Below are 24,989 nucleotides of genomic sequence, written 5' to 3' on the forward strand. Positions count from 1 at the left end.
TCAAAAGAAGGTGAGCAATGAAAGTTCAGCTTTTACCATCGCTATGCGCCTTAAGTGGCTTACTGATCGCCGCAACAGCCTCTGCTCAAGTCGCTTACACTTGGGTCGATAAAGACGGCGTTGTGCATTTTAGCGATACTCCAAACCAAGGCGCAAAAGCCATTTCGCTACCTAATCTAGAATCCAGTGCGCCAGCACCAAAAGTAGAAAGTACCGAGTCTCTGGCACCACAAGCAAAAACGACATCAGAGCCGACAACAGATGAGCAAACAAAGGCAGAAAAGCCACTGCCTCTTTCCCTTTCTATGCTCACGCCACAGCATGATGAAACCATTCGCAGCAACCCTGGCTCCATCAATATCCAACTCGAAGCCAACCGCAAACTGGGCATTGGTGAGCAGCTACAACTCTTCCTTGATGGTAAGCCATATGGTGCGCCACAAAGCCGTTTAACTTGGCAATTGAAGAACATCGATCGTGGTACACACACCCTTGCAGTACAAGCCAAAAGAAGCGGCAAGCTTATTGCATCTACTAGCCCTATAACGGTGCATTTACATAGAGCGAGTATCAAGCCGACCATTAAAGGGGCAAAGTAGAATATTAAGTGAAAAAAACCGCACTCTGATGGCGCTTTTCACTTTTTCTTCTGAGGTTTATTCGCCATACTTACGTTCTATTGCACCAATATAGTGCAGCGCACAATCACAACGCAAACAAGGACGTAATGTGGATACTAGTCTCTCCAGTGCCATTCTCAATAACATGGTGACAGCGACGCTGATTCTCGATGATGGATTAGCCGTGCGCTACGCCAACCCAGCGGCTGAACTCTTGTTCTCGCAAAGTGCTAAGCGCATTGTTGAGCAGTCGTTGTCTCAGTTGATTCAGCATGCGTCACTGGATCTCGCCTTGCTCACTCAGCCATTGCAGAGCGGACAAAGTATCACTGACAGTGACGTAACCTTTGTGGTTGATGGCCGCCCTTTGATGTTAGAAGTGACTGTCAGCCCGATCACATGGCAGAAGCAGTTAATGCTGTTGGTTGAAATGCGTAAGATTGACCAACAACGCCGGCTTACTCAAGAGCTTAACCAACATGCCCAACAGCAGGCGGCGAAGCTTTTGGTGCGTGGTTTGGCGCATGAAATCAAAAACCCACTTGGCGGTTTACGCGGCGCAGCACAGTTACTGGAGAAAATGCTGCCCGATCCTTCTTTGACGGAATACACCCACATCATTATTGAACAGGCCGACCGCTTGAGAGCATTAGTCGATCGCTTGCTAGGACCTCAAAAACCGGGCAAAAAGACCCAAGAGAACCTACACCAAGTGCTTGAAAAAGTGCGTCAATTGGTTGAGTTAGAATCTCAACATTCGGTTGTGATTGAGCGCGATTACGATCCGAGCTTGCCAGAGATTTTGATGGACGCTGACCAAATCGAACAGGCGATGCTCAACATTGTTAGCAATGCGGCGCAAATCCTCTCTCATCAAGAGCATGGCAAAATAACCATACGCACCAGAACGGTGCATCAAGCCAATATTCATGGTCAGCGTTGCAAACTCGCGGCGCGTGTTGAGATAACCGACAACGGTCCGGGGATCCCGCCAGAACTACAAGACACGCTTTTCTACCCGATGGTCAGTGGCCGTGAGGGCGGAACGGGACTTGGCTTGTCTATTTCACAAAATTTGATCGACCAGCACAACGGCAAGATTGATGTCGAAAGCTGGCCAGGTCACACGACTTTTACAATTTATCTGCCAATCTGACTTGATTAAATGGCTTTTCGATTCGTCAGTTTTTAGGCTTTTGCTGCAAGGATTTATTACATGAGTAAAGGATATGTTTGGGTCGTCGATGACGACAGTTCGATTCGCTGGGTAATGGAGAAAACCCTCTCCTCTGCCAACATAAAATGCGAAACCTATGCGGACGGAGAAAGCGTGTTAATGGCGCTAGAGCGTGAAGTACCAGACGTTTTGGTCTCGGACATTCGCATGCCGGGTATCGATGGCTTGGAGCTGCTAAAGCAAGTTCAGCGTGATTACCCCGACCTACCCGTGATCATCATGACCGCGCATTCCGATTTGGATGCGGCGGTGAACGCTTACCAAAAGGGCGCTTTCGAATACCTGCCAAAGCCATTTGATATTGACGAGACGCTAACGCTTGTCGAACGTGCGATAGCTCATAGCCAAGAGAACAAGCGCGAGCAGCTTCTACCAGATGATATTCCAACCGACACACCTGAAATTATCGGTGAAGCCCCTGCGATGCAGGAAGTGTTTCGCGCCATCGGTCGTTTATCGCGTTCTTCGATCTCTGTTCTGATCAACGGTGAGTCCGGTACTGGTAAAGAGCTGGTTGCTCATGCCCTACACCGCCACAGCCCGCGCGCCAACAAACCTTTTATAGCCCTCAATATGGCCGCGATCCCAAAAGATTTGATTGAATCGGAACTGTTTGGTCACGAAAAAGGCGCGTTTACTGGTGCGAATAGCGTCCGCCAAGGTCGTTTTGAGCAAGCTAATGGCGGTACCCTGTTTTTGGATGAAATTGGTGACATGCCGCTGGATATCCAAACGCGTTTATTACGTGTTTTGGCGGACGGTCAGTTCTATCGAGTCGGCGGCCACTCACCAATTCGTGTTGATGTTCGCATCGTGGCGGCAACCCACCAAAACCTAGAAAAGCTGGTTCATGAAGGCGATTTCCGTGAGGATTTATTCCACCGTTTAAACGTCATTCGAGTACAAATCCCAGCACTTAGAGAACGTAAGCAAGACATCGAAAAGCTGACGCAGCACTTCTTGGTTCGAGCTGCTGATGAGCTTGGTGTCGAAACCAAAACACTGCATCCTTCTTCTGTCGAAATTCTTAACCGTCTCGATTGGCCGGGTAACGTACGTCAGTTAGAAAACATCTGTCGTTGGCTGACTGTGATGGCAAGCGGTAGCGAAGTCTTGCCAAGTGACTTGCCTGCAGAGCTGCTGGAAGAGAAGAAAATCGTCACCGAAGCCACCAGCGGCAGTTGGCAAGAACAATTAGCGGATTGGGCACGCCATGCGCTAGAAGCTGGGGATAAAGAACTGCTTTCCTACGCTTTGCCAGAATTTGAACGCATTTTATTGGAAGCGGCGTTAGAACACACTAAAGGTCACAAGCAAGATGCCGCTAAAGTACTTGGATGGGGACGCAATACCCTAACCCGGAAATTAAAAGAATTGTACTGATCTCGAGCGGTTACGAGTTTGACAAATGGTTATCAAGCGCACACTTTTTCGCTCGCTTGATAACCTAAGTGTCAGTACAATTATGGTACGACACCCCTTATGTGACTAGGCAATGTCAAACGCGACGACTCAAATTACACTACGCACTGCTGTTCTCATCCCATTTGTGATGATTTTTTTGCTGGCTATCAGTGTGATTGTCTACGTCCAAAAACAGAGCTACGAAGAAGTCGTCACCGACATCAGTGACAAACAGCTTTCTGTCCTCACGGAGAGTGTTCACGACCACCTTAATGACTACCTGCGCAAGCCTTTCACTGCCGTTAATGCTCTAGGGCATAATGTCAGTTATCACAACCTTTACCACCCAAACGACACCAAAGACGTTCAAGCTTATCTGCTTAGTGCCTTCAAAGACTTGTACCACTCGATGCCGCAGCTGGATGTGATTGCCTTTGGCTCAGAAACGGGTGACTTTACCGGCTTTCGACGTGAGTCAGCTGACACCTATACCCTTATGGTGCAAGACCACCGAACCGATGGCAATTTAGTGATTTACGGCAGTGAAGAAATCAGTGACGACATTCGCACGGTTATTGCGTCGTATGACCCTCGCACTCGCCCTTGGTATCAGCCTGTTGCTCAAGATAAAAAGCCACATTGGTCACCGATTTACGCCAATGCTGACGAGCGCCAAGACATTACGCTATCTGCCATGACTCCGGTTTTTGAGCAGGGCAAATTTGCTGGTGTGTTGGTAACCGATGTGCGCATTAATACCTTCAATCAGTTTCTACAAGAGCTCAAACAAGAGACCAACGCCTCTGTTTACATCATGGACCAAGCACATCGCTTAGTCGCTCATTCAGGGCAAGGCAGCGTGATTTCATGGGGAACAAAGTTTTCAGACAAAGGGCAGCGCCTGCTAGCAGAAGAAAGCATCGATCCGATTATTCAAATGAGCGCTGCTCGTGTAAGTGGACAATCACTCACTTACAGCGACCAACCCTATACATTCGAATTCGATTTTAATGGCCAACGTACCTTTAGCCGCATCACACCGTACTATGATGCCAATGGCTTAACTTGGTTTATTGGCACTTCAATCTCAGAAACAGAGCTACTCGGTACGCTTCCGAAAAGCCAACAAAAGAGTTGGATAGTCGGCTTTTTAGTCAGTTTGTTTGGCATCGTTATTAGCATGCTGATATTTAATCGGGTTACTCGCCCGATCAATGCCACCGCAACAGCCGCACAGCATTTAGCCAAAGGGGATTGGGATAGCACCATGCCTAAGCCGGGCTACGTGTACGAAACTACCGTCCTGGTACAAGCCTTTAATGAAATGAAGGGAAATCTAAAAGCCTCATTTAAAGCGCTACGTGAACAGCTTGAATTTGATTCTCTTACCCGCTTATACAGTCGCCAAGGTTTGATAGAAGTGAGCGAAACGTTGACTCACTCGGGCCAAGGTAGTTTGTATCTTATTGGGATCAACAAATTTAGGGATATCAACGACAGTATCGGCCATCACAACGGCGATCAGTTGCTGATTCATATTGCAGAGCGACTCAAACAGCAACTTCATGACGAAGCGACACTCGCTCGAATTGGTGGTGATGAATTTGCGGTATTCATGCCAACGACACACTCAGATGAAGACATCAGTTTAATGGAGCGACGCTTACAACAGCTGCTGGCAGCCCCATTCATGCTTGATGGTGAAACCGTTGTCGTCAAGATTTCTGTTGGTGTCGTTCGCACACAACCAGAGCAAACCATGTCGCTATGGTTGCGTAACGCCAGTATTGCGCTCAGCTATGCCAAACAGGATTCCCGTACCAGCGTTTGCCATTACAGTCCTGAGATGGCGAGTGCTTCTAAGTTCAGAACTCAGATGTTGGCGAAGATCCAGACGGGTATTGATAACCGAGAGTTTGTACCTTTTTATCAGCCGATCATTGACCTCGCAACGGGCAACATATGCGGAGCAGAAGCTTTGGCACGCTGGCACAGTGAATCAGGCATGATTTCACCACTCGATTTCATTCCTATCGCAGAAGAAAGCGGTATGATCAAAACCATTGGTCAGCAAATCCTTTTCCAAGCTTGTAGTGACACTCGCAAAGCCATCGACAATAAGCAATGGCCGCAAGACTTCCAACTGCACGTGAATGTGTCAGTTCATCAGTTGTCGAGCCCTAACTTCGTTGAGTCCGTTGCGAAAGTTCTGCGCACAACTGGCCTTGCAGCAAACAACGTGACGTTAGAGATTACCGAGTCGCGCATCATCGACAGTGCACCAACAACGTTGGATAACCTTCTCAAACTAAGAGAGATGGGGCTGGGTATTGCGATTGATGACTTCGGTACAGGATATTCGTCATTAGCTTACTTACATGCGGTGCCGTTTACCTGCTTGAAGATAGATCGCACCTTCATCAATCGCCTCACTAAAGAGAATCTAGACAGCTCTGTAGTTGCAGCGATCATCAACATTACCAAGGGCATGAAGACTAACGTTGTGGCAGAAGGGGTAGAAACCGCTGCGCAAGCACAATTGCTCAGCTCGCTTGGATGTAATCAAGTGCAAGGCTTCTATTACAGCCGTCCTATGCCGATGGAAGAGTGGCCAACACATTTGGTTAACATGAAGTAGAAAACAACGGAAATCGTTGAATTCCTAGTCATCCTCTACTGACAATCTACCTAACTGTTATTTATACTTAACTGCAAATCTTCCCCATGTATTGTCATTGATAATGTTTGGGCTGAGTTCCTGTTCACAACAAACAACCCGGATCGACATAATGATAACTAAGAATCTTCCCCTAACTGATTTGCACCGTCACCTTGACGGTAACATTCGTACTAAGACTATTCTTGAGCTTGGTCAGCAATTTGGTATTGCTCTGCCTGCTTACGATATCGAATCGCTAACACCACACGTTCAAATTGTTGAAGCTGAGCCATCTCTTGTAGCCTTCCTTTCTAAGCTTGATTGGGGTGTGGCGGTGCTGGGCGATCTAGACGCATGTCGCCGCGTTGCTTACGAAAACGTTGAAGACGCACTGAACGCGCAAATCGACTACGCCGAACTTCGCTTCTCACCTTACTACATGGCAATGAAACATAAACTGCCAGTAGCAGGCGTGGTGGAAGCCGTGGTTGATGGCGTGCAAGCGGGTATGCGCGACTTCGGTATCAAAGCAAACCTAATCGGTATCATGAGCCGTACTTTCGGTACTGATGCTTGCCAACAAGAGCTAGATGCAATCCTTAGCCAAAAAGACCACATGGTCGCTGTTGACCTAGCTGGTGATGAGCTTGGCCAACCGGGTGATCGTTTTGTTTCTCACTTCAAGCAAGTGCGCGACGCAGGTCTGAATGTGACTGTCCACGCTGGTGAAGCTGCGGGTGCAGAAAGCATGTGGCAAGCGATTCAAGAGCTAGGTGCGACGCGTATCGGTCACGGCGTGAAAGCAATTCACGACCCTAAACTGATGGACTACCTTGCAGAAAATCGCATTGGTATTGAATCGTGCCTAACGTCTAACTTCCAAACCAGCACGGTTGAGTCATTGGCAAACCACCCACTGAAGCAGTTCCTAGATCACGGTGTACTTGCGTGTCTGAACACGGACGATCCAGCAGTGGAAGGTATTGAACTGCCTTACGAATACGAAGTAGCTGCACCAGCAGCAGGCCTGACTCAAGAACAGATTCGCCAAGCACAAATCAACGGCCTAGACATCGCTTTCCTATCAGACGCAGAAAAAACTGAGCTGAAAGAAAAAGTGAAAGATCGCGTTTAATTGCCGCTAAAGACATAAAAAATGCCAGCATCTGCTGGCATTTTTTGTATTCGAAATCTGCTTAGAGATTAGATAACGCGAGAAAATTGCTGCTGACGCGCTTTTGCTCGTAGGTACTTATCGAAACACATACAGATGTTGCGAATAAGAAGGCGGCCACGCAGGGTAACGCGAATTTCGCTGTCATCCACTTCTACCAACTGATCATTGATGAAGGTTTGCAGTAGACCTAAGTCTTCTTTGAAGTATTGATCGAACTTCACACCAAACTCAGGCTCAATGGCCTTCTTGTCCAACTTGAAGTTACAGATAAGCTGTTTGATCACTTCACGGCGTAATAGGTCATCCGCATCCAGTGATACGCCTTTCCACAATGCATGGCGAGATTCATTCACTTGTGCGTAGTATTTCTTCAACTCTTTTTGGTTTTGCGCGTACGCATCACCAATCATTGAAATCGCCGAAACACCAAAGCCAACCAAGTCGCATTCACCTTGTGTAGTGTAGCCTTGGAAGTTGCGGTGCAAAATGCCTTCACGCTGAGCCACAGCAAGCTCGTCATCAGGCATAGCAAAGTGATCCATACCGATAAATTGGTAGCCAGCGCCCGTTAGCGTTGCGATGGTATCTTGCAGAATCGCCATCTTCTCTTCCGCTTTTGGCAGATCTTCATCTTTAATCTTACGCTGCGCAGCAAACAGTTGTGGCATGTGCGCGTAGTTAAACACCGATAAACGACCCGGCTGCATTTCTAGCACTTGCTCTAGTGTCTTCGCAAAAGATGCCTTGGTCTGCTTCGGCAAGCCGTAAATCAAATCAAGGTTAGTAGAGCGGAAGCCAAGCTCTTTTGCACGAGCAACCATCGCAAAGATAAATTCCTCATCTTGCTCACGGTTCACAAGCTGCTGAACTTCTTTGTTGAAGTCTTGCACACCAATACTTAGGCGGTTAAAGCCTTCACTGCGTAAGTGATCCAGCATAGTGAGCTCAATCTCACGTGGATCAACTTCAATACTGATTTCCGCATCGGCACTGAAAGTGAACTCTTGGCGCAACAAGTCCATCACACGCGTAATCTGCTTCTCAGATAGGAAAGTTGGTGTACCACCACCAAAATGCAATTGAGTCACTTGGCGTTCACCCAATAGTGACGCGCGTTGGCGGATCTCGTGCTCAAGTACATCCAAATATTCGTCAGCTTTGTGCGAATGGCGAGTAATCACTTTATTACAGCCACAGTAGTAGCAAAGCTTATGACAGAACGGAATGTGAACGTACAGAGACAGCGGACGATCTGGGTACTGAGTGCATGCCATATCGTAGTCCGAAATGGTAAACGCTTCATGAAACTCCAGTGCTGTCGGGTACGACGTGTAACGCGGACCGGAATAGTTGTACTTATCCAATACCGCTTGATCCCAGACGATTTGCTGTTTCGATTCAGTATGTTGATTCGACATGGTGGTACTTTCCGTAAAATGCGAGGGAGACGAAAGCCGTCCCCCAATATTCAGAAACCGTTATTCTGCCATACGACGATGACAACTACGGCAGCCACAGGCGGCTTTTTAAGTATAAAACTAAAGAAGTGCTAGCGTGATCACGATACCCCTAATAGTTATAAGGAAACCATTAGGGGCAGCAATTAGATCATCTGAATATTGATTTGGTTATTCAGTGGCTTAACGTTTTTTTGCAACACTTTGAGCTCTTCGATGATCGCGTCTGTTAAGCGCTGTTCTGCTTTATGACGCGTCAGGTTCTGCTGCATACGTTCTTTCTTGGCAAGCTGCTGACGATCTTCGCCACGCGCCATATCTTTCACGACATGGTAAAGCTCTGAAATCGCAGGATATGTGGCGTCAAAATCAACACGGTCTTCACCTTGAACATAGTCCATGATGTTGTAAACACGAATACTGATTTCCGACAAATCACACTGGCCTTGGATGCCCGCCTGACACAAGGTATGCACGTTCTCAAAAATGTTGGCGTTACGCTTATCGATCGCCAATTTTTGATGCTTCAGCTGCAATTCCTTTTGCTTTTTCAATTGAAGCAGAAGGTAACCTGCATAAGAAGCCAGCGCGATAATGATCACTGCACCCGCAATCGCTAATAAGGTTACGTTCATGAATTACTTATCCTTTGTAGTCGTCGAAGTTGATATCGTCGAAGTCTGCTAGCAGATCATCGTCGTTACGAGTACCTTTAGCAGCCGGAGCGGTAAAGTCTTCCTCTTCTTCCGGCTCAAGCAGACCCAGTTGATCCATCAGTCTTTCGATACGATCTAGCTTCTCATCTACGTATTTCTGTAGACCTGTGCCTAGGTTCTCACCCGCTTCAATGCGATCCAACAATACGTTCAATTGCGCATCGTTTTCTAGCATCTCTAGCTCTTGTGCAGCTGATAGACGACGCTCTTGCTTCGTTTGCTTCTTCACAGGCTCAACGATCAAAGGAATCTTCTTCTTGCTACCTAAACGCGGATCGCGATTTTGTGCAGCAGATTGCTTCTTCTGTTCGTTTACTTCTGAGTTACGGTTACCGGTCTTCAAGCCTTTACGCTTTTTAGCGCGCTTGCGCAGACGGCCTTGAACGTCAGATTCTGTACGGTTACGAGTTACAACAAACTCAGGTGCGCCAGCGGCACCTGGCTTTCTAGATTTTTTACTACGGCTCATTACTGGGCTTTCCTCAGTAAAATTACATCATTACCAATAAATTCGAGTTCGAGCTTATCCCGCTCAGCTAGGAACTGGAACGTTTCACGGCTAAAGAACACCACATGAGTTGGATCGTTCTTGTAGTGCCATGATTGAAAGGCTTCAACATCGATGACCATTTTCGTCATCAGGCCTATCCAGCCACCTGGCTTAACTAAATTCAACCATTGCTTCCACACCATATCAGGGTGGTAGAGGTGTTCGATCACCTCTGTTGCTGTCATGAAGTCATACTGCCTTTCTAGCACCGATGTATCAGGGTGATAGTAAAGATCATACAACGCCATGTTGTGCCCCGCCTCTTCTAACATTAATGAAAGCGTTGGGCCTGGACCACAACCAAAGTCGATTCCGTTCGATTGTGGTGAAATTCGCTCTGCGATTGGGTCAGCAATTCGCGACAAAAAATGTCGATATCCCATATCTTCGGGATTGTTCTCATGCAGATCATAGTGAGCTTTTTCAGTTTCCGCATCCAAACGTTGGTCTGGATTGACGAACACCAAACTGCACTGCTCACACTGAAGATACTCGCGTCGCTTGTCTTCAAAAAAGTGGTGAGTGCGCTGATTCTGGCATAAAGGACAGGTGTGCATGCTGACTTCCTCAAACAGGGATGCGAAACATACCAGAAAGTGGACACAGATTGGAGTGTTGTTGGATACTTTTTCAGCAGTTTTTGTTAAAAAACTTTGATTGGCAAAAATGAATATAAAAAAAGCGACAGTGAGACTGTCGCTTTCTGAATGCCACCGATAAGTGGCGAAACTGTGTTGCACACATCGGGTGCACCAAGAATCCTTTTGTTTTTCGAGCTTTCCCTGCCAAAAAGTGTTGTTCTTCATCGTCCTGATGAGTTTTGGCTATCCTTTCACTTCCTGTTTACTGAGCTACTTCCTGAAGCCTGATCCGTTTCGCTGTCTTAACCGTTAGACTAGATGACCATCCATATCTGATAGGCTCCTTGCCTATCTAAGTCCCTTTTCCGACTACCAAACGTCCTTCGTTTGCGTCCTTGGAGACCTTATATCCATGGTCTAAATTCCTGAGATTCACTCCTTGTGAACAGCTTCTACTTTACGGATTGGATAAAAACCAACAAGTCATTGAAAGAAATTATTGATAGGATTTTTTTCGTCAAAAATAATTAACTATTTTTATCAATAACTTAAAAACAAAAGAGAGAAATAGTATCGACCAAGTATGGCAAATGTCTCACAAAGCACCGAGCTAACTATCTCTTCATACCCAAAAACCATGTGTGATTGATATCACTAATAAATAGGTATTAAGAAAATAAGACCGTGATTAAGTAAGGTCACTAACAAAAATGCCCCAGCGAAAGCGCTAGGGCATTTTTGTGTAACTGTGCTCGAACTTTGTAGGGGTTTAGTGCAGACCGCCAACGTATTTCGACAGAACTTCGATGTCTTCGTCTGTCATTTTCTTCGCGATGTCACGCATCATGGCATTCATGTCGTTACCACGGTTACCATCACGGAACTTCTCTAGCTGAGCTTTGATGTAGTCAGAGTGCTGACCAGAAATTTTAGGGAAACCTGAAAGCTCAGTGCCGTTACCACGAGGGCCGTGACATGCGATACATGCGGTTAGACCGCGCTCTGCATCACCAGCGGTGTACAGTACTTTACCTTTCTCAACAACGTCTTCTGGTGTTGAGCTCTCTGAGATTGGTAGAGAGGCGTAGTATGCAGACAGATCAGCGATATCTTCATCGCTCAGTGGCATTGCCATACCACTCATTACAGGGTCGTAACGACCTTGTTTACCACCACTAGTCATACCTAGTTTTAGATCTTTTAACTGCTTCTCAAGATACTTAGCGTGTTGGCCTGCAAGTTTCGGGTACATTGCGATTGCACTGTTACCGTCCGCTCCGTGACAGGCGACACAAGTTTGTGATTTTGCTTTACCAGCTTCAATATTACCTTGGGCCCATACTGAGCAACTGGCTAAAAGACTCAAAATTAGCGCTAATTTCTTCATGACATTCCATTATAATTATCAAGCTTCCAGTACCACGGAATGTGAACATACCGCGTACACTCATGGTACAATAGGCGACCTTATGCCGAGCACGGTTATTTTACACAATTTCACAAAAAAGTAATCAATCGACTACACAAAGTCGAGATGGAGTTAACAGTGAGCGTAAAAATTCATTACCAAAACACGCATTTCATCACCAGCGCACCCGATATTCGTCACTTACCTGAGGACGAAGGTGTCGAAATTGCGTTTGCAGGACGCTCAAACGCTGGTAAATCGAGTGCACTTAACCGTCTTACTAACCAAAAAAGCTTAGCGAAGACATCAAAGACCCCAGGTCGCACTCAATTGATCAACCTTTTCAAAGTGGAAGAAGGTTGTCACATTGTCGATTTGCCAGGATATGGCTTCGCTCAAGTACCGATTGAGATGAAGAACAAATGGCAAAAATCATTAGGTGAATACCTACAGAAACGCGAGTGCCTAAAAGGCTTGGTGGTTCTGATGGATATCCGTCACCCAATGAAAGATCTCGACCAGCAAATGATTTTCTGGGCGATCGACAGCCGCATCCCTGTTCAAGTTCTTCTGACTAAAGCAGACAAACTGAAAAGCGGTGCTCGCAAACAAACGCTACTGAAAATCCGCAAACAAGTAGAAACTTTTGGTGGTGACGTATCGGTTGATGTGTTCTCTTCGCTAAAAGGTCTAGGCGTAGATCAGCTACGTGCCAAACTCGACACATGGTTTGCACCAGCATTTACGCACTTGCTTGAAGAAGACGAGCAAGACGCTCACGAGAGCGGCGAAGAATAATTAACAAAATTTGTTAAATTTTTTCGACACAGCCCTGCCTTTTGGTGGGGCTTTTGTTTATTCGTCATCCAAAACCGTGAATTTCAGGCAATAAAAATCCCCACCTTCCTGGCAGGGATAACGGGAGAGAAAAATTGGTAATTATTGTTATGTGGCGAAGCATTACTGAACTGAGATTCGATTTCAATAGGTTAAAAAGCAATCTTATTTCCTGCCCACCGACAAATAGTTACTCCCACATCTCTCAATAGCTTTAATATTCAGATAGTTAAGTTAAATAAAGCATCAAAAAGAAGTAACTTAGTTTCTTTCAAGAAAAAATAATAGTGTGACTGGCGTAAATTTACAGGATGAATAACGCAATAAATTTGAAGGAAAAATCGAGATTTTGCAGTGACTTAGAGAGGTCAAAAGAGAAGATTTTTGAGGGTTTATTTTAACTTACTGATCTAAAAGAAAAATTTTCTTTCGCCCAATAAAAAACGCCCCAGTCAAAAACTGACTGGGGCGGCTGAATCAGCCTAATCCAATAACGTGAAACAAAAGGTCTGAAAGATAGAACATCTTACCTCTGTACCCTACGAGAGATAATGTACAACAATTGGTCAGATTTGCAAAGAACTTTTGTAGTTTTTTTTCATGAAGGTTTTATTAAGCAACATTAAATCTCAGATGTGATTTGCTTTTTTAATGACACAAAAAAGCCAGCGTTTGTGCGCTGGCTCATACTAAATAGGCTAAATTGGCTTAAAAATGACTAGTGTGCTTGATCCCAGTTGTCACCGTGACCCGCTTCCGCCACTAGAGGCACTTTCAGTTCTGCTGCAGATTCCATCAAATTCTGTACTTTACTTTCAATTTCGGACAAAGACGACTCTTCAACTTCAAATATCAGTTCATCGTGTACTTGCATCAGAAGTTTCACTCGACCATTGCCTTCTTCTTGAATCCACTGATCAACTAACAACATCGCTTTCTTGATGATATCCGCAGCGGTGCCTTGCATCGGTGCGTTGATCGCTGCACGTTCTGCCGCCTTACGACGCATGCCGTTACGAGATTGAATTTCAGGAAGGTGTAGACGGCGACCAAAGATAGTCTCGACGAAGCCTTGCTCTGAAGCCGCACTGCGCGTGTCTTCCATGTACTGCATCACGCCAGGGTAGCGCTCGAAGTACTTGTCCATGTACGCTTGTGCTTCACCACGAGGAATACCCAGTTGCTTCGCCAAGCCAAACGCACTCATGCCGTAGATTAGACCGAAGTTAACCGCTTTCGCACGACGACGTTGCTCACTTGAAACGTCCTCAATAGAAACGCCCATGATTTCTGCTGCCGTTGCCGCGTGGATATCTTTGCCGTCACGGAACGCATCAAGCAACGCTTGGTCACCAGATAGGTGCGCCATAATACGCAGTTCAATCTGAGAGTAGTCGACTGCCAGAATCTTATAACCCGTAGGTGCAACGAATGCCTGACGAATACGACGACCTTCTTCATTACGAATTGGGATGTTCTGCAAGTTAGGATCGGTTGAAGATAGACGACCCGTTGCAGTCACCGCTTGGTGGTAAGAAGTATGCACACGACCCGTTGATGGGTTGATCATCTTCGGTAGTTTGTCGGTGTACGTTGATTTTAGCTTCGCCAGACCACGGTATTCCAAAATCAGTTTTGGTAGTGGGTAATCCAGAGCCAGCTCTTGCAGCACTTCTTCATTAGTAGAAGGTGTGCCTGATGGCGTCTTCTTGATAACTGGTAGACCCATTTTTTCAAACAGAAGCGCTTGCAGTTGCTTCGGTGAGTTCATATTGAACTCTTGTTCTGCAATCTCGTACGCCTTTTGCTCAAGCTCATCCAGACGTGCCGCGATCTCTACCGACTGCGCGCTAAGCTTCATGTCATCAATCAATACACCAGTACGCTCAATACGAGACAGCACTGGCACGAGTGGCATTTCGATTTCTTCATATACCGTTTTTAGCTTTTCATCTTGTTCGATGTTGGCAAACAAACGGTTATGTAGACGAAGTGTCACGTCCGCATCTTCTGCAGCATATGGTGAAGCTTCATCCAGATCGATTTGGTTGAAGGTCAGTTGGTTTTTACCTTTACCTGCGATTTGCTCGAATGAAATGCAGCTGTACTGTAGGAAGCGCAGTGCCAAGCTGTCCATATCATGTTTGCCACCTACACTGTTGTAGACGTAAGAAGCCAGCATGGTGTCATGCTTGATGCCTTTCATCTCGATACCGTAGCGAGCCAGCACAGACGCATCGTATTTTAGGTTTTGACCGACTTTCGCCTGAGCATCATCTTCAAGAATCGGCTTAAGCTGTTCAAGTACCCAATCACGATCCAACTGCTGAGGCGCATCTAGGTAGTCGTGAGCCACAGGTACATAAGCTGCAATACCTTCATCAGTTGCAAATGACAAACCAACCAAGTTTGCCACCATGTAGTCTAGGCTGTCTGTTTCAGTATCAAACGCAAATAATTCAGACGCTTTTAGTTTGTCTAACCAAGCATTAAATGAAACTTCATCTAGTATGGTTTCGTACTGGCTACGGTCGATTTTTACTGCTGAGGTGTCCATATCTGCTTTAGATGAAGCAGAACCTCCACGCGCTGCGCCGGTTGATTCATCCGCTTCCACTACACCTGTGCCACCTTCTAATAGCTCATTCAACCAAGACTTAAACGTCAACTGACCGTACAGTTTGATCAGTTCATCTGTGCTTGGTTCTGCTTTTAGCAATGATTCTGGCGTCTCTTCCAGCTCCACATCCAGCTTGATGGTCGCTAGCTCGTAAGACAGCATTGCGTTGTCTTTGTTATCCACTAACTTCTTCGCCATGGTTTTTGAACCACGAAAGCCAAGCGCTGCAATATCGTCGAGGTTTTCATACAGCTTTGTCAGACCGCCAATACCTTGTAGCAAAGCAGTTGCTGTTTTATCACCCACACCCGGAACGCCAGGAATGTTATCGACTTTATCGCCCATCAACGCGAGGTAGTCGATGATCAATTCTGGTGGGATACCAAACTTCTCAACCACGCCTTCGCGATCCATCACGACGTTCGTCATGGTGTTGATCAACGTAACGTTGTCATCCACCAACTGCGCCATATCTTTATCGCCAGTACTGATCAAAACAGGCATGCCTTGTTGCGATGCTTGATAAGCCAGAGTGCCAATTACGTCATCGGCTTCTACGCCTGGAATACAGATCAATGGCAGACCCATCGCACGAATAACGTTATGCAGAGGTTCAATCTGGCAACGAAGATCGTCCGGCATTGGTGGACGATTCGCTTTGTATTCCGGGTACATATCGTCACGGAAGGTTTTACCCTTCGCATCGAAAACTACTGCGATACGATCAGAAGCAAACTGACGCATCATGCTGCGTAACATGTTCACTACACCGTAAACTGCGTTAGTTGGAATTTCACCGTTACTCATCGTGCCTGGGTAAGCGTGAAAAGCGCGATATAGGTAAGAAGAGCCGTCGATCAGAATCAACGGATTTTCAGGAATACTTGCCATAATTGTCTGTATCCAAATCAGTACTTAATAGATCTGCTTAGAATGCCATGACTGCTGATCCGAATCTATCTTGTTCGCTCGATCGAGGTCGCGGAAATTTTCCGATGTTATTCACGAAATTTGCACCTTCTTGTGGATAACTCTGTTTATAGAAATTATCCACTGGTTATCCAACGGAAATAAAACCTTCAAACAACAAACATAAGATACTGTTATTAAAGAAAATAAATACCAACAGGTGAGAAGATCAACGATCCTGAAATGATCATGACATGTGGAAAAGTTGCCAAGAGAGGCGTCAATTAGAAATCTCAGAAAAGAAAAAAGCGACCCAATTGGGTCGCCTAGCAGAAGTGGTGAAGCTATTTCCATTTGTATGGCAGCTTTACCAAGAAGCTATAAATTACACTGGAAGCAATGTGAGCAATGTCGTGTCAAAAAGAATTCGTGCAAGTTCTGGGGAAAATGTTTCATTACCTTCTCAACACTCAGTTAATAAACCGCAGTTAATTAGCAATTCAACGTCCTTGTGAACTATCCTCATTCCCTAAGACAGACTTAATAATAATGATTCTCATTTAACAGTCAACACCTAAATGAGAAAAAATCTCATTTATTTTTTATAGTGCCTTAATGAAGTGCACACGAGATTCACGTAGGTTCGGTTTTTCTTCAAACTTTTCAATGATGTATTCATTTCTTAGCAACAAGCGAAGCATAGCTGGAAATTGGTTACGAGATTTCACTTTTAACGTTTTGTAGCCTTGCTCAGCGACCCAATCTTCTTGTGCTTCCAACAACATCTGTGCCACACCTTCATTACGCGCTTCTGGGGCCACGCCACCAAACCAGCTGTAGAAGGTGTAATCATCTAATTCGTAGCCAATTTTAAAACCAAGGATCGCCCCAGCTTTCTCAGCCACTAAGATTAGGCTCTTTTTCTCTCCAAGGCGCTCCGCCATGGATTCAATCGTCTCACCACGTGCAAACTCAGTAACACGAGCCACCACTTGGATCGCTTCTTCCAGCGTGCCTTCACGAATCAGCATTGTCATTGTCTTACTCTCCAGAAATAAATATACCCAAGTAACTTCAAGCCGTGTGTATTCCGTCTTGAGGTTACTTGGGTATATTCAGACCGACAACAATTGTCGGTCTGGTTTTTCTCATTGAGCGATAATTACTCGTCTGTCGCTTCTTGAGTCTTTACTAGGTGCTCTGCAGTTTGTGCGTTTTCTTCCGCTAACCACTCTGCTACATCTTTCGCGAAGTAAGTCAGGATGCCATCCGCACCGGCACGTTTGAAGCAAAGCAGAGATTCCATCACGGTCTCACGCTCTTTCAGCCAGCCATTCATGATGGCTGCTTTATGCATCGCGTACTCACCAGAAACTTGGTAAGCGAACGTTGGAACTTGAAGCTCAGTCTTCACGCGGCGAACCACATCAAGGTAAGGCATGCCTGGCTTAACCATGACCATATCCGCGCCTTCATTGATGTCGAGAGCCACTTCATGCAGCGCTTCATCCGTGTTCGCAGGGTCCATTTGGTAGTTTTTCTTGTTGCCACCTTTAAGGTTCGCTGATGAACCAACTGCGTCACGGAATGGACCGTAGTAGTTTGATGCGTACTTCGCAGAGTAAGCCATGATTTGAGTATGGATGTGACCCGCTTCTTCTAGTGCTTCACGGATTTTACCAATACGACCATCCATCATGTCTGATGGTGCAACCACATCTGCACCCGCTTCTGCATGAGACAGCGCTTGTTTTACAAGTACTTCAGTTGTCTCATCATTCATCACGTAACCATCTTCATCAATGATGCCGTCTTGGCCGTGAGTCGTGAACGGGTCGAGTGCCACATCTGTGATCACACCGATTTGAGGCACGTGCTCTTTTAATGCACGTACTGCGCGCTGAACCAAACCTTCAGGGTTGTAAGCTTCAGCAGCACATAAGCTTTTAGCGTCTTGGTTTACGACAGGGAAAAGCGCGATTGCTGGTACGCCTAGGTTTGCTAGGTATTGTGCTTCTTCTAGCATTAAATCAATCGACAAACGTTCTACACCCGGCATCGATTCAACACTTTCACGACGATCTTTACCCATCAGAATGAACATTGGGTAAATCAAATCGTTTACTGAAACTTGGTTTTCAGCCATCAGACGACGACTAAAATCGTGCTTACGCATACGACGCATACGGCGTGCAGGGAATGGACCTTGAATTGATACAGACACCACTTTCTCCTTGTCTGGAAGGTTACGATGATCAAATCATCTGGTGGCAAAATCATATCACTCTTGATGCACCTTGCGAGCAGCAATATGGAAAAACGGCATGAAAAAAACCGAAAATGACCCAGCACTCACACTCAAGTATACTTCTCACTAATTCCATGCACCGATAACCCATAGAGACCAACCATGATCGATACTCACGCTCATATTTACGCTAGCGAATTTGATAACGACCGCGACGAGGTGGTGAAGCGCGCTTTAGAACAAGGCATTGATAAAATTCTGCTGCCGAACATCGATCTTGAATCTATTGAGCCGATGCTAAAAACCGAGGCGGCTTATCCTGAGATTTGTCGTTCTATGATGGGTTTGCATCCATGTTACGTAGATGGCAATGTCGAGCAAACACTAGCAATCATTCGTGGCTGGTTTGAAAAGCACAACTTCATTGCAGTGGGTGAAATCGGTATCGATCTGTACTGGGATAAAACCTTCCGCGCAGAACAAGAGATGGCGTTTGTGACTCAGTTAAACTGGGCAAAAGAGATGGATTTACCTGTCGTAATCCATACTCGTGATTCGATTGAAGAAACGCTGACCTTACTTAGTCAAGAACAAGACGGCAGCTTGCGTGGTGTATTCCACTGTTTTGGTGGCAGCGTAGAAGAAGCGCAAGCGATCAATGAGCTTGGGTTCCACTTAGGTCTGGGTGGTGTCTCTACGTTTAAAAATGGCGGTATGGATAAGGTTATCCCGCATCTGGACATGAATTGGGTGATCCTAGAAACAGACTGTCCTTACCTTGCACCGGTACCGCATCGTGGTAAACGCAACGAGCCGGCTTACACTTCTCTGGTGGCAGCGCGAGTAGCGGAATTACGCGGAGAGAGCGTTGAAGCAATTGATGCGATTACAACCAAAAACGCTGAGGCATTGTTTAACCTAAGCTAATACCCGCACTTATATAAGTTACAATCAAACAACTTCTTATATTTCATGGCATTATATTTGAAAGTATAAATAATGTGCTATTGAGATGTAACACTTGCCCTTCCTAAAATATTGCCCACACATTCAACACAGTGGGCAACCTATGAATACTTGCCAGCATGGTATTTACCTAAAACGTCAAAAGCGCACGCTACTGCAAAGACTGATAGGCATTAAAGAGATCTACATTTGCACTAAATGCGGACATATCATTAAAGTGAAACCATAATGAGATGGCAGTTCAAATTTGCAACTCAAGTTACTGACAAACAAAACATTTACACAAAATTTTTATAAACATCGCATACGTTAAGATGAACGTTTAACAAGTTTTTCAATCTCAAAAACAAGACAAAATCTCTGCCTATACTTGTTGACGCATACTCATAAAAATGAATATGGAAGTCATAAAATGTGTGAACACGGAATCTATTTACAACGTCGGCAACGAACTTTTTTTGAAAAAATCTTAGGCATTAAGGAAGTGTATGTCTGCTCGAAATGCGGCCACGTCCTTAAGCTGAGATAATTGGCTCAGTCCAATCCAACCGCAATAAGGCGACTCTTTATGGGTCGCCTTTCCCCTCATCGTTAACTCAACAAGTCACAAGTCGTTACACAGTTGAAATTGCTTCACTTTCCCTCGATTTAAACCTCACTCCGAAATTTCAACATTCTCTTCCTACGCTTAATCAGAATTTTATTCCTCTCAATTTTGCCGTATTAATTTGACCTATAAGCTGTTGAATTTCATATCGAGAGAGCATTTAACATAGAGAGCAGCATTACTTAAGGTCATACCAAATAAACAACAAAAGTAGGGACACTTGTGTGTAACCATGGAATTTACTTGCAACGCCGGCAGCGTCATTGGTGGGAGAAACTACTGGGAATTAAAGAAGTGTATGTCTGTTCTCGATGCGGGCACATCAGACGAATCAGGTGATGATTGAAGTTAAACAAAAAAGCGGCTGTACGCCGCTTTTTCAATATTGATGTTTGGAATTACTCTTCCACTTCTTCTTGTTCGTCGTCTTTACGTGTGTAGAAACGCGCGAAGAACAACCCCACCTCAAACAGCAAACACATCGGGATTGCCAGTAGAGTTTGCGAGATCATATCCGGCGGCGTGAGTAGCATACCGACAATAAACGCACACACGATGATGTATGGGCGCTTCTCTTTCAGATCTTGTGGTGTGGTCGCGCCAGTCCAACATAGCAAGATGATCGCCACAGGTACTTCAAACGCAATACCAAACGCCATAAACAGCGCCAGTACAAAGTCGAGGTAACTCGAGATGTCGGTTGCGAATTCCACCCCACCAAGAGAGATGGCGGTAAAGAAGCCAAACACCAGTGGGAATACCACGAAGTAAGCAAACGCCACACCGCAGTAGAACAACAGTGAGCTAGAAAACAGCAATGGCATGATCAATCGACGTTCATGCTTGTATAAGCCCGGTGCAACAAATGCCCACACTTGGTACAAGATAAACGGCACCGCAATAAACACCGAAGCAATCAAGGTTAGCTTCAAAGGCGTGAAAAACGGTGAAGCCACATCTGTTGCAATCATCGTGGCACCTTCAGGTAGACGCTCTACCAAAGGCGCTGAGACAAACTCATAGATGTGGTTAGAGAAGTAAATTAGTCCAACAAACACCACCAATACTGCAGCAATGGCTTTAAGCAGTCGGTTGCGAAGTTCTAATAAATGACTAATTAAAGGTTGTGTCTGCTCGACGGTAGACATGGCAAACCTCTTTTTTAAAACCTGATCAAAAAGGAGCTACCAATCACTAGTAGCTCCTCCTAATGAGACTATTCGGCTTTCTTATCTGCCGCTGTAACCTTAATCTCTTCCGCTTTCTCAACGGTTTCAGTCGCAGGTGCCTCTTGTTTAGGCTCCGCTTCTGATTTGGTTGGCTCCGCGTAAGGGCGGTTTACAGATTGCGCCGCTTTCTTCAATTCTTCGACCGAAGATTTCAGCTCAGGAGACAGATCATCCATCCCCATTTGCTCAGCTTTGCGCAAGTTTTCTTGCAGTTCTTGAACTTTCAGCTCGTGTGACAACTCGTCTTTGACGCTGTTTGCCATACTCTTCGCTGCACCGACAAAACGAGAGACACTGCGGATGGCATGTGGCAAACGCTCGGGACCAAGAACAACCAGACCAACAACAGATATTAATACCAGTTCCCAAAAACCGATATCAAACACGTTTTACGCCTGCTCTTTGTCTTTTTTCGATTCAGGAGCTGCTTCTTTCTTTTGCTGCTCTTCTAGACTTTTTGGCTCGAAGTCTGCGTCTTTGTCGTCTTTCTTCGCAGGCTCATCTTCGCTCATTGCTTTTTTGAAGCCCTTAACGGCACCACCCAGATCGCCACCGATACCGCGTAGTTTCTTAGTTCCGAATAGCAATACAACAATTACAGCAATGATTAGAAGTTGCCAAACACTGATACCACCCATTCTTTTTACCTCGGGTCTTTAAACAAAATTATTTCAAGAGTTTAACGTCTATCGACGATAAGCTCGCCAACTAAGCAGCCAAAATGTGACCCCTGCGATACCGCTAGCGATCGATAGCTGCTCATAAGCGTTATCCACCAATATTGCCGAGCATACGACTAAAGTGGCTCCAACGCCAAATAAAAACTTTCCTGTCGCCTGCTGACGCTTGCTGTGACGGTAACCTTGATAAAGCTGATCCATGCGTTGATTCATGGCTTTACCTTGTCTCAGGCTATCGTAAAGCAGCTCCGGCAGTTCCGGTAACTTTTCTGCCCAAAACGGCGCGCGGTCTTTAATGGCATTCACTAAAGCTTGCGGACCAACTTGGTTCATCATCCATTCTTCAAGGAAAGGCTTCGCGGTCTCCCACAAATCAAGTTGCGGGTATAACTGGCGGCCCAGACCTTCGACGTACAACAGCGTTTTTTGTAGCAATACAAGCTGCGGCTGCACTTCCATATTGAATCGACGCGCTGTGTTGAATAGGTTCAACAATACGTGACCGAAAGAGATCTCACACAGTGGCTTGGCAAAGATTGGCTCACACACAATGCGAATCGCAAATTCAAATTCATCGACATTGGTATCAGCAGGTACCCAGCCCGAATCAACGTGCAATTCCGCTACGCGGCGGTAGTCACGATTGAAGAAAGCGAGGAAGTTTTCCGCCAGATAGCGTTTGTCTTCACTATTAAGTGTACCAACGATCCCGCAATCCAGCCCAATCCACATCGGATTCTCTGGATGCTCCGGTTTAACGAACACGTTGCCCGGGTGCATGTCGGCATGGAAAAAGCTGTCTCGGAACACCTGAGTGAAGAACACACTCACACCGCGTTCCGCGAGCAATTTCATATTGGTGCCATTCGCTTCCAAGCCTTCAATATCAGAGACTTGGATGCCATATATTCGCTCAGAAACCATGACAGTTTCATTACTAAAGTCAGGAAAAACTTCTGGTACGTAAAGCTCTTCGCTGCCTTCGAAGTTGCGACGCAGTTGAATCGCGTTCGCCGCTTCACGACGCAAATCGAGTTCATCAAGTAAGGTTTTTTCGTACTCACGAACCACTTCAACTGGTTTCAAACGACGTGCTTCAGGCATCGCTCCGGCGACTATACGCGCCATTCGGTGCATCAGTTTTAGATCTGAATCAATGACCGGACGAATATCTGGACGGATGACCTTTAATACCACTTCTTGGTTAGTGTCTTTTAATCGAGCCGTATGCACCTGAGCAATCGACGCAGACGCTAACGGTTTGATATCAAATTCAGTAAACCAGTTTTCTAATGGACCGCCCAGAGCGAGTTCCATTTGTTCTTTCGCTAACTGCCCATCAAATGGCGCAACTTGGTCTTGCAAAAGAGCAAGAGGATCAGCGATATGCGGAGGGAAAAGGTCACGGCGAGTCGACATCATCTGACCGAACTTAATCCAAACCGGACCAAGTTCTTGCAGAGCGAGACGAAGGCGCTCACCCAGCGGTTTCTCTGGGTGCTTGTTCTTAATCCAGAATAGGCTTTTGCGCATCAAAAGCGGCGCTTTGGTCAGTTGATGATCAGGTAACAACTCATCCAAGCCGTATTCCAGCTGAACTTTAATGATTTGGTATAAGCGCTTTATTTCTGCTGGCGTCATGAGTTCTCCAGCGCAGACTTATCCGAGTCGAATTTGTTTAGTAGTGCGTTTAGGCGCGCTTCAACGCTAGAAGCTTGGCTGCGAACGTCATCCACTTGGTCACAGAAGTGGGCGATTTCCAGCGGTGCTGGCGCCAGTTTCCACTCTTCTGTTACTACTTGAGCAAGATGGCGTTGATGTTTTTCTGCTTGAGAAGCAAAGAAGCCGCCGACGTTTTTGGTGCCTTGCACAAAAGTATGCGCCACAACATCGCCTGTCACGCGAGATAACCACTCTTCGATGTCGGGTTTGCAATCCACCATCAATTGAGAGAACTTCTGCGCCAATTGGATATCACCTTCAAGCTCAAGCTTATCTTGCTTGATAAGGCGAGTGATGTTGGCTTGATCGCGCAGCTCAGGCAGTACACTTAGATTCAACGACAGATAACAATCTGGCTGACCTTCGTAGTTGCCCAAAACATCGATTTGCTGGCTGAAGATGAACGTCAGTGTCTTATTGATTTCTTTCAGATGAATTTGAATCACCTGACCTTTAAGACGTGACAAACGACGACCCAATTCAGGATCGTCTTTAATCAGCGTATTTAATGTCGTTTCAATAACGGCAGTGATAAGAGGTTCAAATGGCATACCGCTTATCCTTAGAATTTGTAGCCGCGGTGCAGCGCCACAATACCACCCGTTAGATTGTAGTATTTGGTGTTTTCGAAGCCCGCTTCTTTCATCATGCCTTCCAGCGTGTCTTGGTCTGGGTGCATGCGGATAGATTCGGCTAGGTAACGGTAGCTGTCTGCGTCATTCGCCACTAGTTCACCCATTTTTGGCAATAGGTGGAATGAGTACGCGTCGTACACTTTGGATAGGGGGTCTAGGATTGGTTTTGAGAACTCAAGCACCAACAGACGACCACCTGGCTTCAATACGCGGAACATAGAGCGCAGCGCTTTGTCTTTATCAGTGACGTTACGTAGACAGAAGCTGATAGTGATCACGTCGAAGTAATCATCTGGGAATGGCAGTTCTTCTGCGTTCGCTTGAACGTAATGTACGTTACCAACAATGCCGTTGTCGCGTAGTTTGTCACGCCCCACATTTAGCATTGAGTTGTTGATGTCCGCTAAGATCACGTGACCTTGGTCGCCAACAATGCGCGAAAACTTCGCCGTTAAATCGCCAGTACCACCACCTAGGTCAAGAACACGTTGTCCCGGACGAGCGCCACTGCAATCAATAGTAAAACGCTTCCAAAGGCGATGAACGCCGCCGGACATCAAGTCATTCATGATGTCGTATTTTGCTGCCACTGAGTGGAAAACTTCGGCAACTTTGGTCACTTTTTCGTCTTTTGCCACTGTGGTAAAACCAAAGTGGGTAGTGTCGTTATCTAACGCTGTATTTGATTGCACACTTGTGTCCGTCATTCTGATTCCTCTTGGGCAGC

At 45.9% G+C, this 24,989-nt stretch carries 21 protein-coding genes; 7 read left to right on the forward strand and 14 right to left on the reverse strand.

The genetic code is table 11. The features are described 5' to 3' along the window. Positions 1–17: 17 nt before the first annotated feature. The 5 genes from ATB78_RS04390 (at position 18) to add (ending at position 7,055) form a co-directional block, all read left to right on the forward strand. On the forward strand, positions 18–599 hold the full coding sequence (locus ATB78_RS04390) for a DUF4124 domain-containing protein (protein ID WP_061007898.1): 582 nt from the start codon (positions 18–20) through the stop codon (positions 597–599). A gap of 130 nt (positions 600–729) precedes the next feature. Then, on the forward strand, positions 730–1,776 hold the full coding sequence (glnL, locus tag ATB78_RS04395; RefSeq protein WP_009707979.1) for a nitrogen regulation protein NR(II): 1,047 nt from the start codon (positions 730–732) through the stop codon (positions 1,774–1,776). Between the two features lie 60 nt (positions 1,777–1,836). After that, positions 1,837–3,240, forward strand: coding sequence for a nitrogen regulation protein NR(I) (gene glnG / locus ATB78_RS04400; protein WP_009707980.1), 1,404 nt, complete (start codon positions 1,837–1,839; stop codon positions 3,238–3,240). Positions 3,241–3,352: 112 nt separating this feature from the next. Then, on the forward strand, positions 3,353–5,899 hold the full coding sequence (locus tag ATB78_RS04405) for an EAL domain-containing protein (protein ID WP_061007899.1): 2,547 nt from the start codon (positions 3,353–3,355) through the stop codon (positions 5,897–5,899). A gap of 151 nt (positions 5,900–6,050) precedes the next feature. Beyond that, positions 6,051–7,055, forward strand: a complete 1,005-nt coding sequence (gene add / locus ATB78_RS04410; RefSeq protein ID WP_039841133.1) for an adenosine deaminase — start codon at positions 6,051–6,053, stop codon at positions 7,053–7,055. A 68-nt stretch (positions 7,056–7,123) separates the two neighbouring features. On the opposite strand, the gene hemN is transcribed toward add, so the two are convergent. From hemN to ATB78_RS04435, 5 genes are all read right to left on the reverse strand, one after another. Continuing rightward, on the reverse strand, positions 7,124–8,515 hold the full coding sequence (gene hemN / locus ATB78_RS04415) for an oxygen-independent coproporphyrinogen III oxidase (protein ID WP_061007900.1): 1,392 nt from the start codon (positions 8,513–8,515) through the stop codon (positions 7,124–7,126). A gap of 185 nt (positions 8,516–8,700) precedes the next feature. Then, entirely contained in the window at positions 8,701–9,189 is a 489-nt protein-coding gene (locus ATB78_RS04420; protein ID WP_005430018.1) for a DUF2489 domain-containing protein, read from the reverse strand. Positions 9,190–9,196: 7 nt separating this feature from the next. Continuing rightward, positions 9,197–9,739, reverse strand: coding sequence for a Der GTPase-activating protein YihI (yihI, locus tag ATB78_RS04425; protein WP_038893765.1), 543 nt, complete (start codon positions 9,737–9,739; stop codon positions 9,197–9,199). Then, a complete protein-coding gene (locus tag ATB78_RS04430) occupies positions 9,739–10,377 on the reverse strand; it encodes a class I SAM-dependent methyltransferase (protein WP_038894009.1) in 639 nt (212 codons plus the stop codon). The genes yihI and ATB78_RS04430 overlap by 1 nt, the downstream gene beginning before the upstream one ends. Positions 10,378–11,170: 793 nt before the next feature. Next, on the reverse strand, positions 11,171–11,788 hold the full coding sequence (locus ATB78_RS04435) for a c-type cytochrome (protein ID WP_005430024.1): 618 nt from the start codon (positions 11,786–11,788) through the stop codon (positions 11,171–11,173). 159 nt (positions 11,789–11,947) lie between these two features. On the opposite strand from ATB78_RS04435, the gene yihA reads away from it, so the two are divergent. Then, entirely contained in the window at positions 11,948–12,607 is a 660-nt protein-coding gene (yihA, locus tag ATB78_RS04440; RefSeq protein WP_061007901.1) for a ribosome biogenesis GTP-binding protein YihA/YsxC, read from the forward strand. A 757-nt stretch (positions 12,608–13,364) separates the two neighbouring features. On the opposite strand, the gene polA is transcribed toward yihA, so the two are convergent. The 3 genes from polA to hemB form a co-directional block, all read right to left on the reverse strand. Beyond that, entirely contained in the window at positions 13,365–16,157 is a 2,793-nt protein-coding gene (gene polA / locus ATB78_RS04445) for a DNA polymerase I (protein WP_061007902.1), read from the reverse strand. A 620-nt stretch (positions 16,158–16,777) separates the two neighbouring features. Then, the gene (locus ATB78_RS04455; RefSeq protein ID WP_061007903.1) at positions 16,778–17,212 is read right to left on the reverse strand and encodes a GNAT family N-acetyltransferase; all 435 of its coding nucleotides are present in this window, start codon (positions 17,210–17,212) and stop codon (positions 16,778–16,780) included. A gap of 125 nt (positions 17,213–17,337) precedes the next feature. Continuing rightward, the gene (hemB, locus tag ATB78_RS04460; protein WP_009707990.1) at positions 17,338–18,399 is read right to left on the reverse strand and encodes a porphobilinogen synthase; all 1,062 of its coding nucleotides are present in this window, start codon (positions 18,397–18,399) and stop codon (positions 17,338–17,340) included. 186 nt (positions 18,400–18,585) lie between these two features. On the opposite strand from hemB, the gene ATB78_RS04465 reads away from it, so the two are divergent. Beyond that, a complete protein-coding gene (locus ATB78_RS04465; protein ID WP_061007904.1) occupies positions 18,586–19,350 on the forward strand; it encodes a TatD family hydrolase in 765 nt (254 codons plus the stop codon). Between the two features lie 1,044 nt (positions 19,351–20,394). Here the strand turns inward: ATB78_RS04465 and tatC are convergent. The 6 genes from tatC to ubiE all read right to left on the reverse strand — a co-directional run bounded on the left by tatC (position 20,395) and on the right by ubiE (position 24,969). After that, positions 20,395–21,144, reverse strand: coding sequence for a twin-arginine translocase subunit TatC (tatC, locus tag ATB78_RS04470; protein ID WP_005429982.1), 750 nt, complete (start codon positions 21,142–21,144; stop codon positions 20,395–20,397). A 68-nt stretch (positions 21,145–21,212) separates the two neighbouring features. Continuing rightward, positions 21,213–21,611, reverse strand: a complete 399-nt coding sequence (gene tatB / locus ATB78_RS04475; RefSeq protein WP_005430029.1) for a Sec-independent protein translocase protein TatB — start codon at positions 21,609–21,611, stop codon at positions 21,213–21,215. A gap of 3 nt (positions 21,612–21,614) precedes the next feature. After that, positions 21,615–21,863 carry a Sec-independent protein translocase subunit TatA gene (gene tatA, locus ATB78_RS04480; RefSeq protein ID WP_005429959.1) on the reverse strand — a complete coding sequence of 83 codons (249 nt, stop codon included), beginning with the start codon at positions 21,861–21,863 and terminating at the stop codon, positions 21,615–21,617. Between the two features lie 48 nt (positions 21,864–21,911). Then, entirely contained in the window at positions 21,912–23,546 is a 1,635-nt protein-coding gene (gene ubiB, locus ATB78_RS04485) for a ubiquinone biosynthesis regulatory protein kinase UbiB (RefSeq protein ID WP_038890193.1), read from the reverse strand. Further along, on the reverse strand, positions 23,543–24,178 hold the full coding sequence (locus ATB78_RS04490; protein ID WP_061007905.1) for an SCP2 domain-containing protein: 636 nt from the start codon (positions 24,176–24,178) through the stop codon (positions 23,543–23,545). Before ATB78_RS04490 ends, ubiB begins: the two co-directional genes overlap by 4 nt. Before the next feature lie 11 nt (positions 24,179–24,189). Beyond that, the gene (ubiE, locus tag ATB78_RS04495) at positions 24,190–24,969 is read right to left on the reverse strand and encodes a bifunctional demethylmenaquinone methyltransferase/2-methoxy-6-polyprenyl-1,4-benzoquinol methylase UbiE (protein ID WP_005434558.1); all 780 of its coding nucleotides are present in this window, start codon (positions 24,967–24,969) and stop codon (positions 24,190–24,192) included. Positions 24,970–24,989: the final 20 nt, after the last annotated feature.

Source organism: Vibrio sp. CUB2 (assembly GCF_001557945.1).
In the GTDB taxonomy this organism is placed as follows: Bacteria; Pseudomonadota; Gammaproteobacteria; order Enterobacterales; family Vibrionaceae; genus Vibrio; species Vibrio owensii.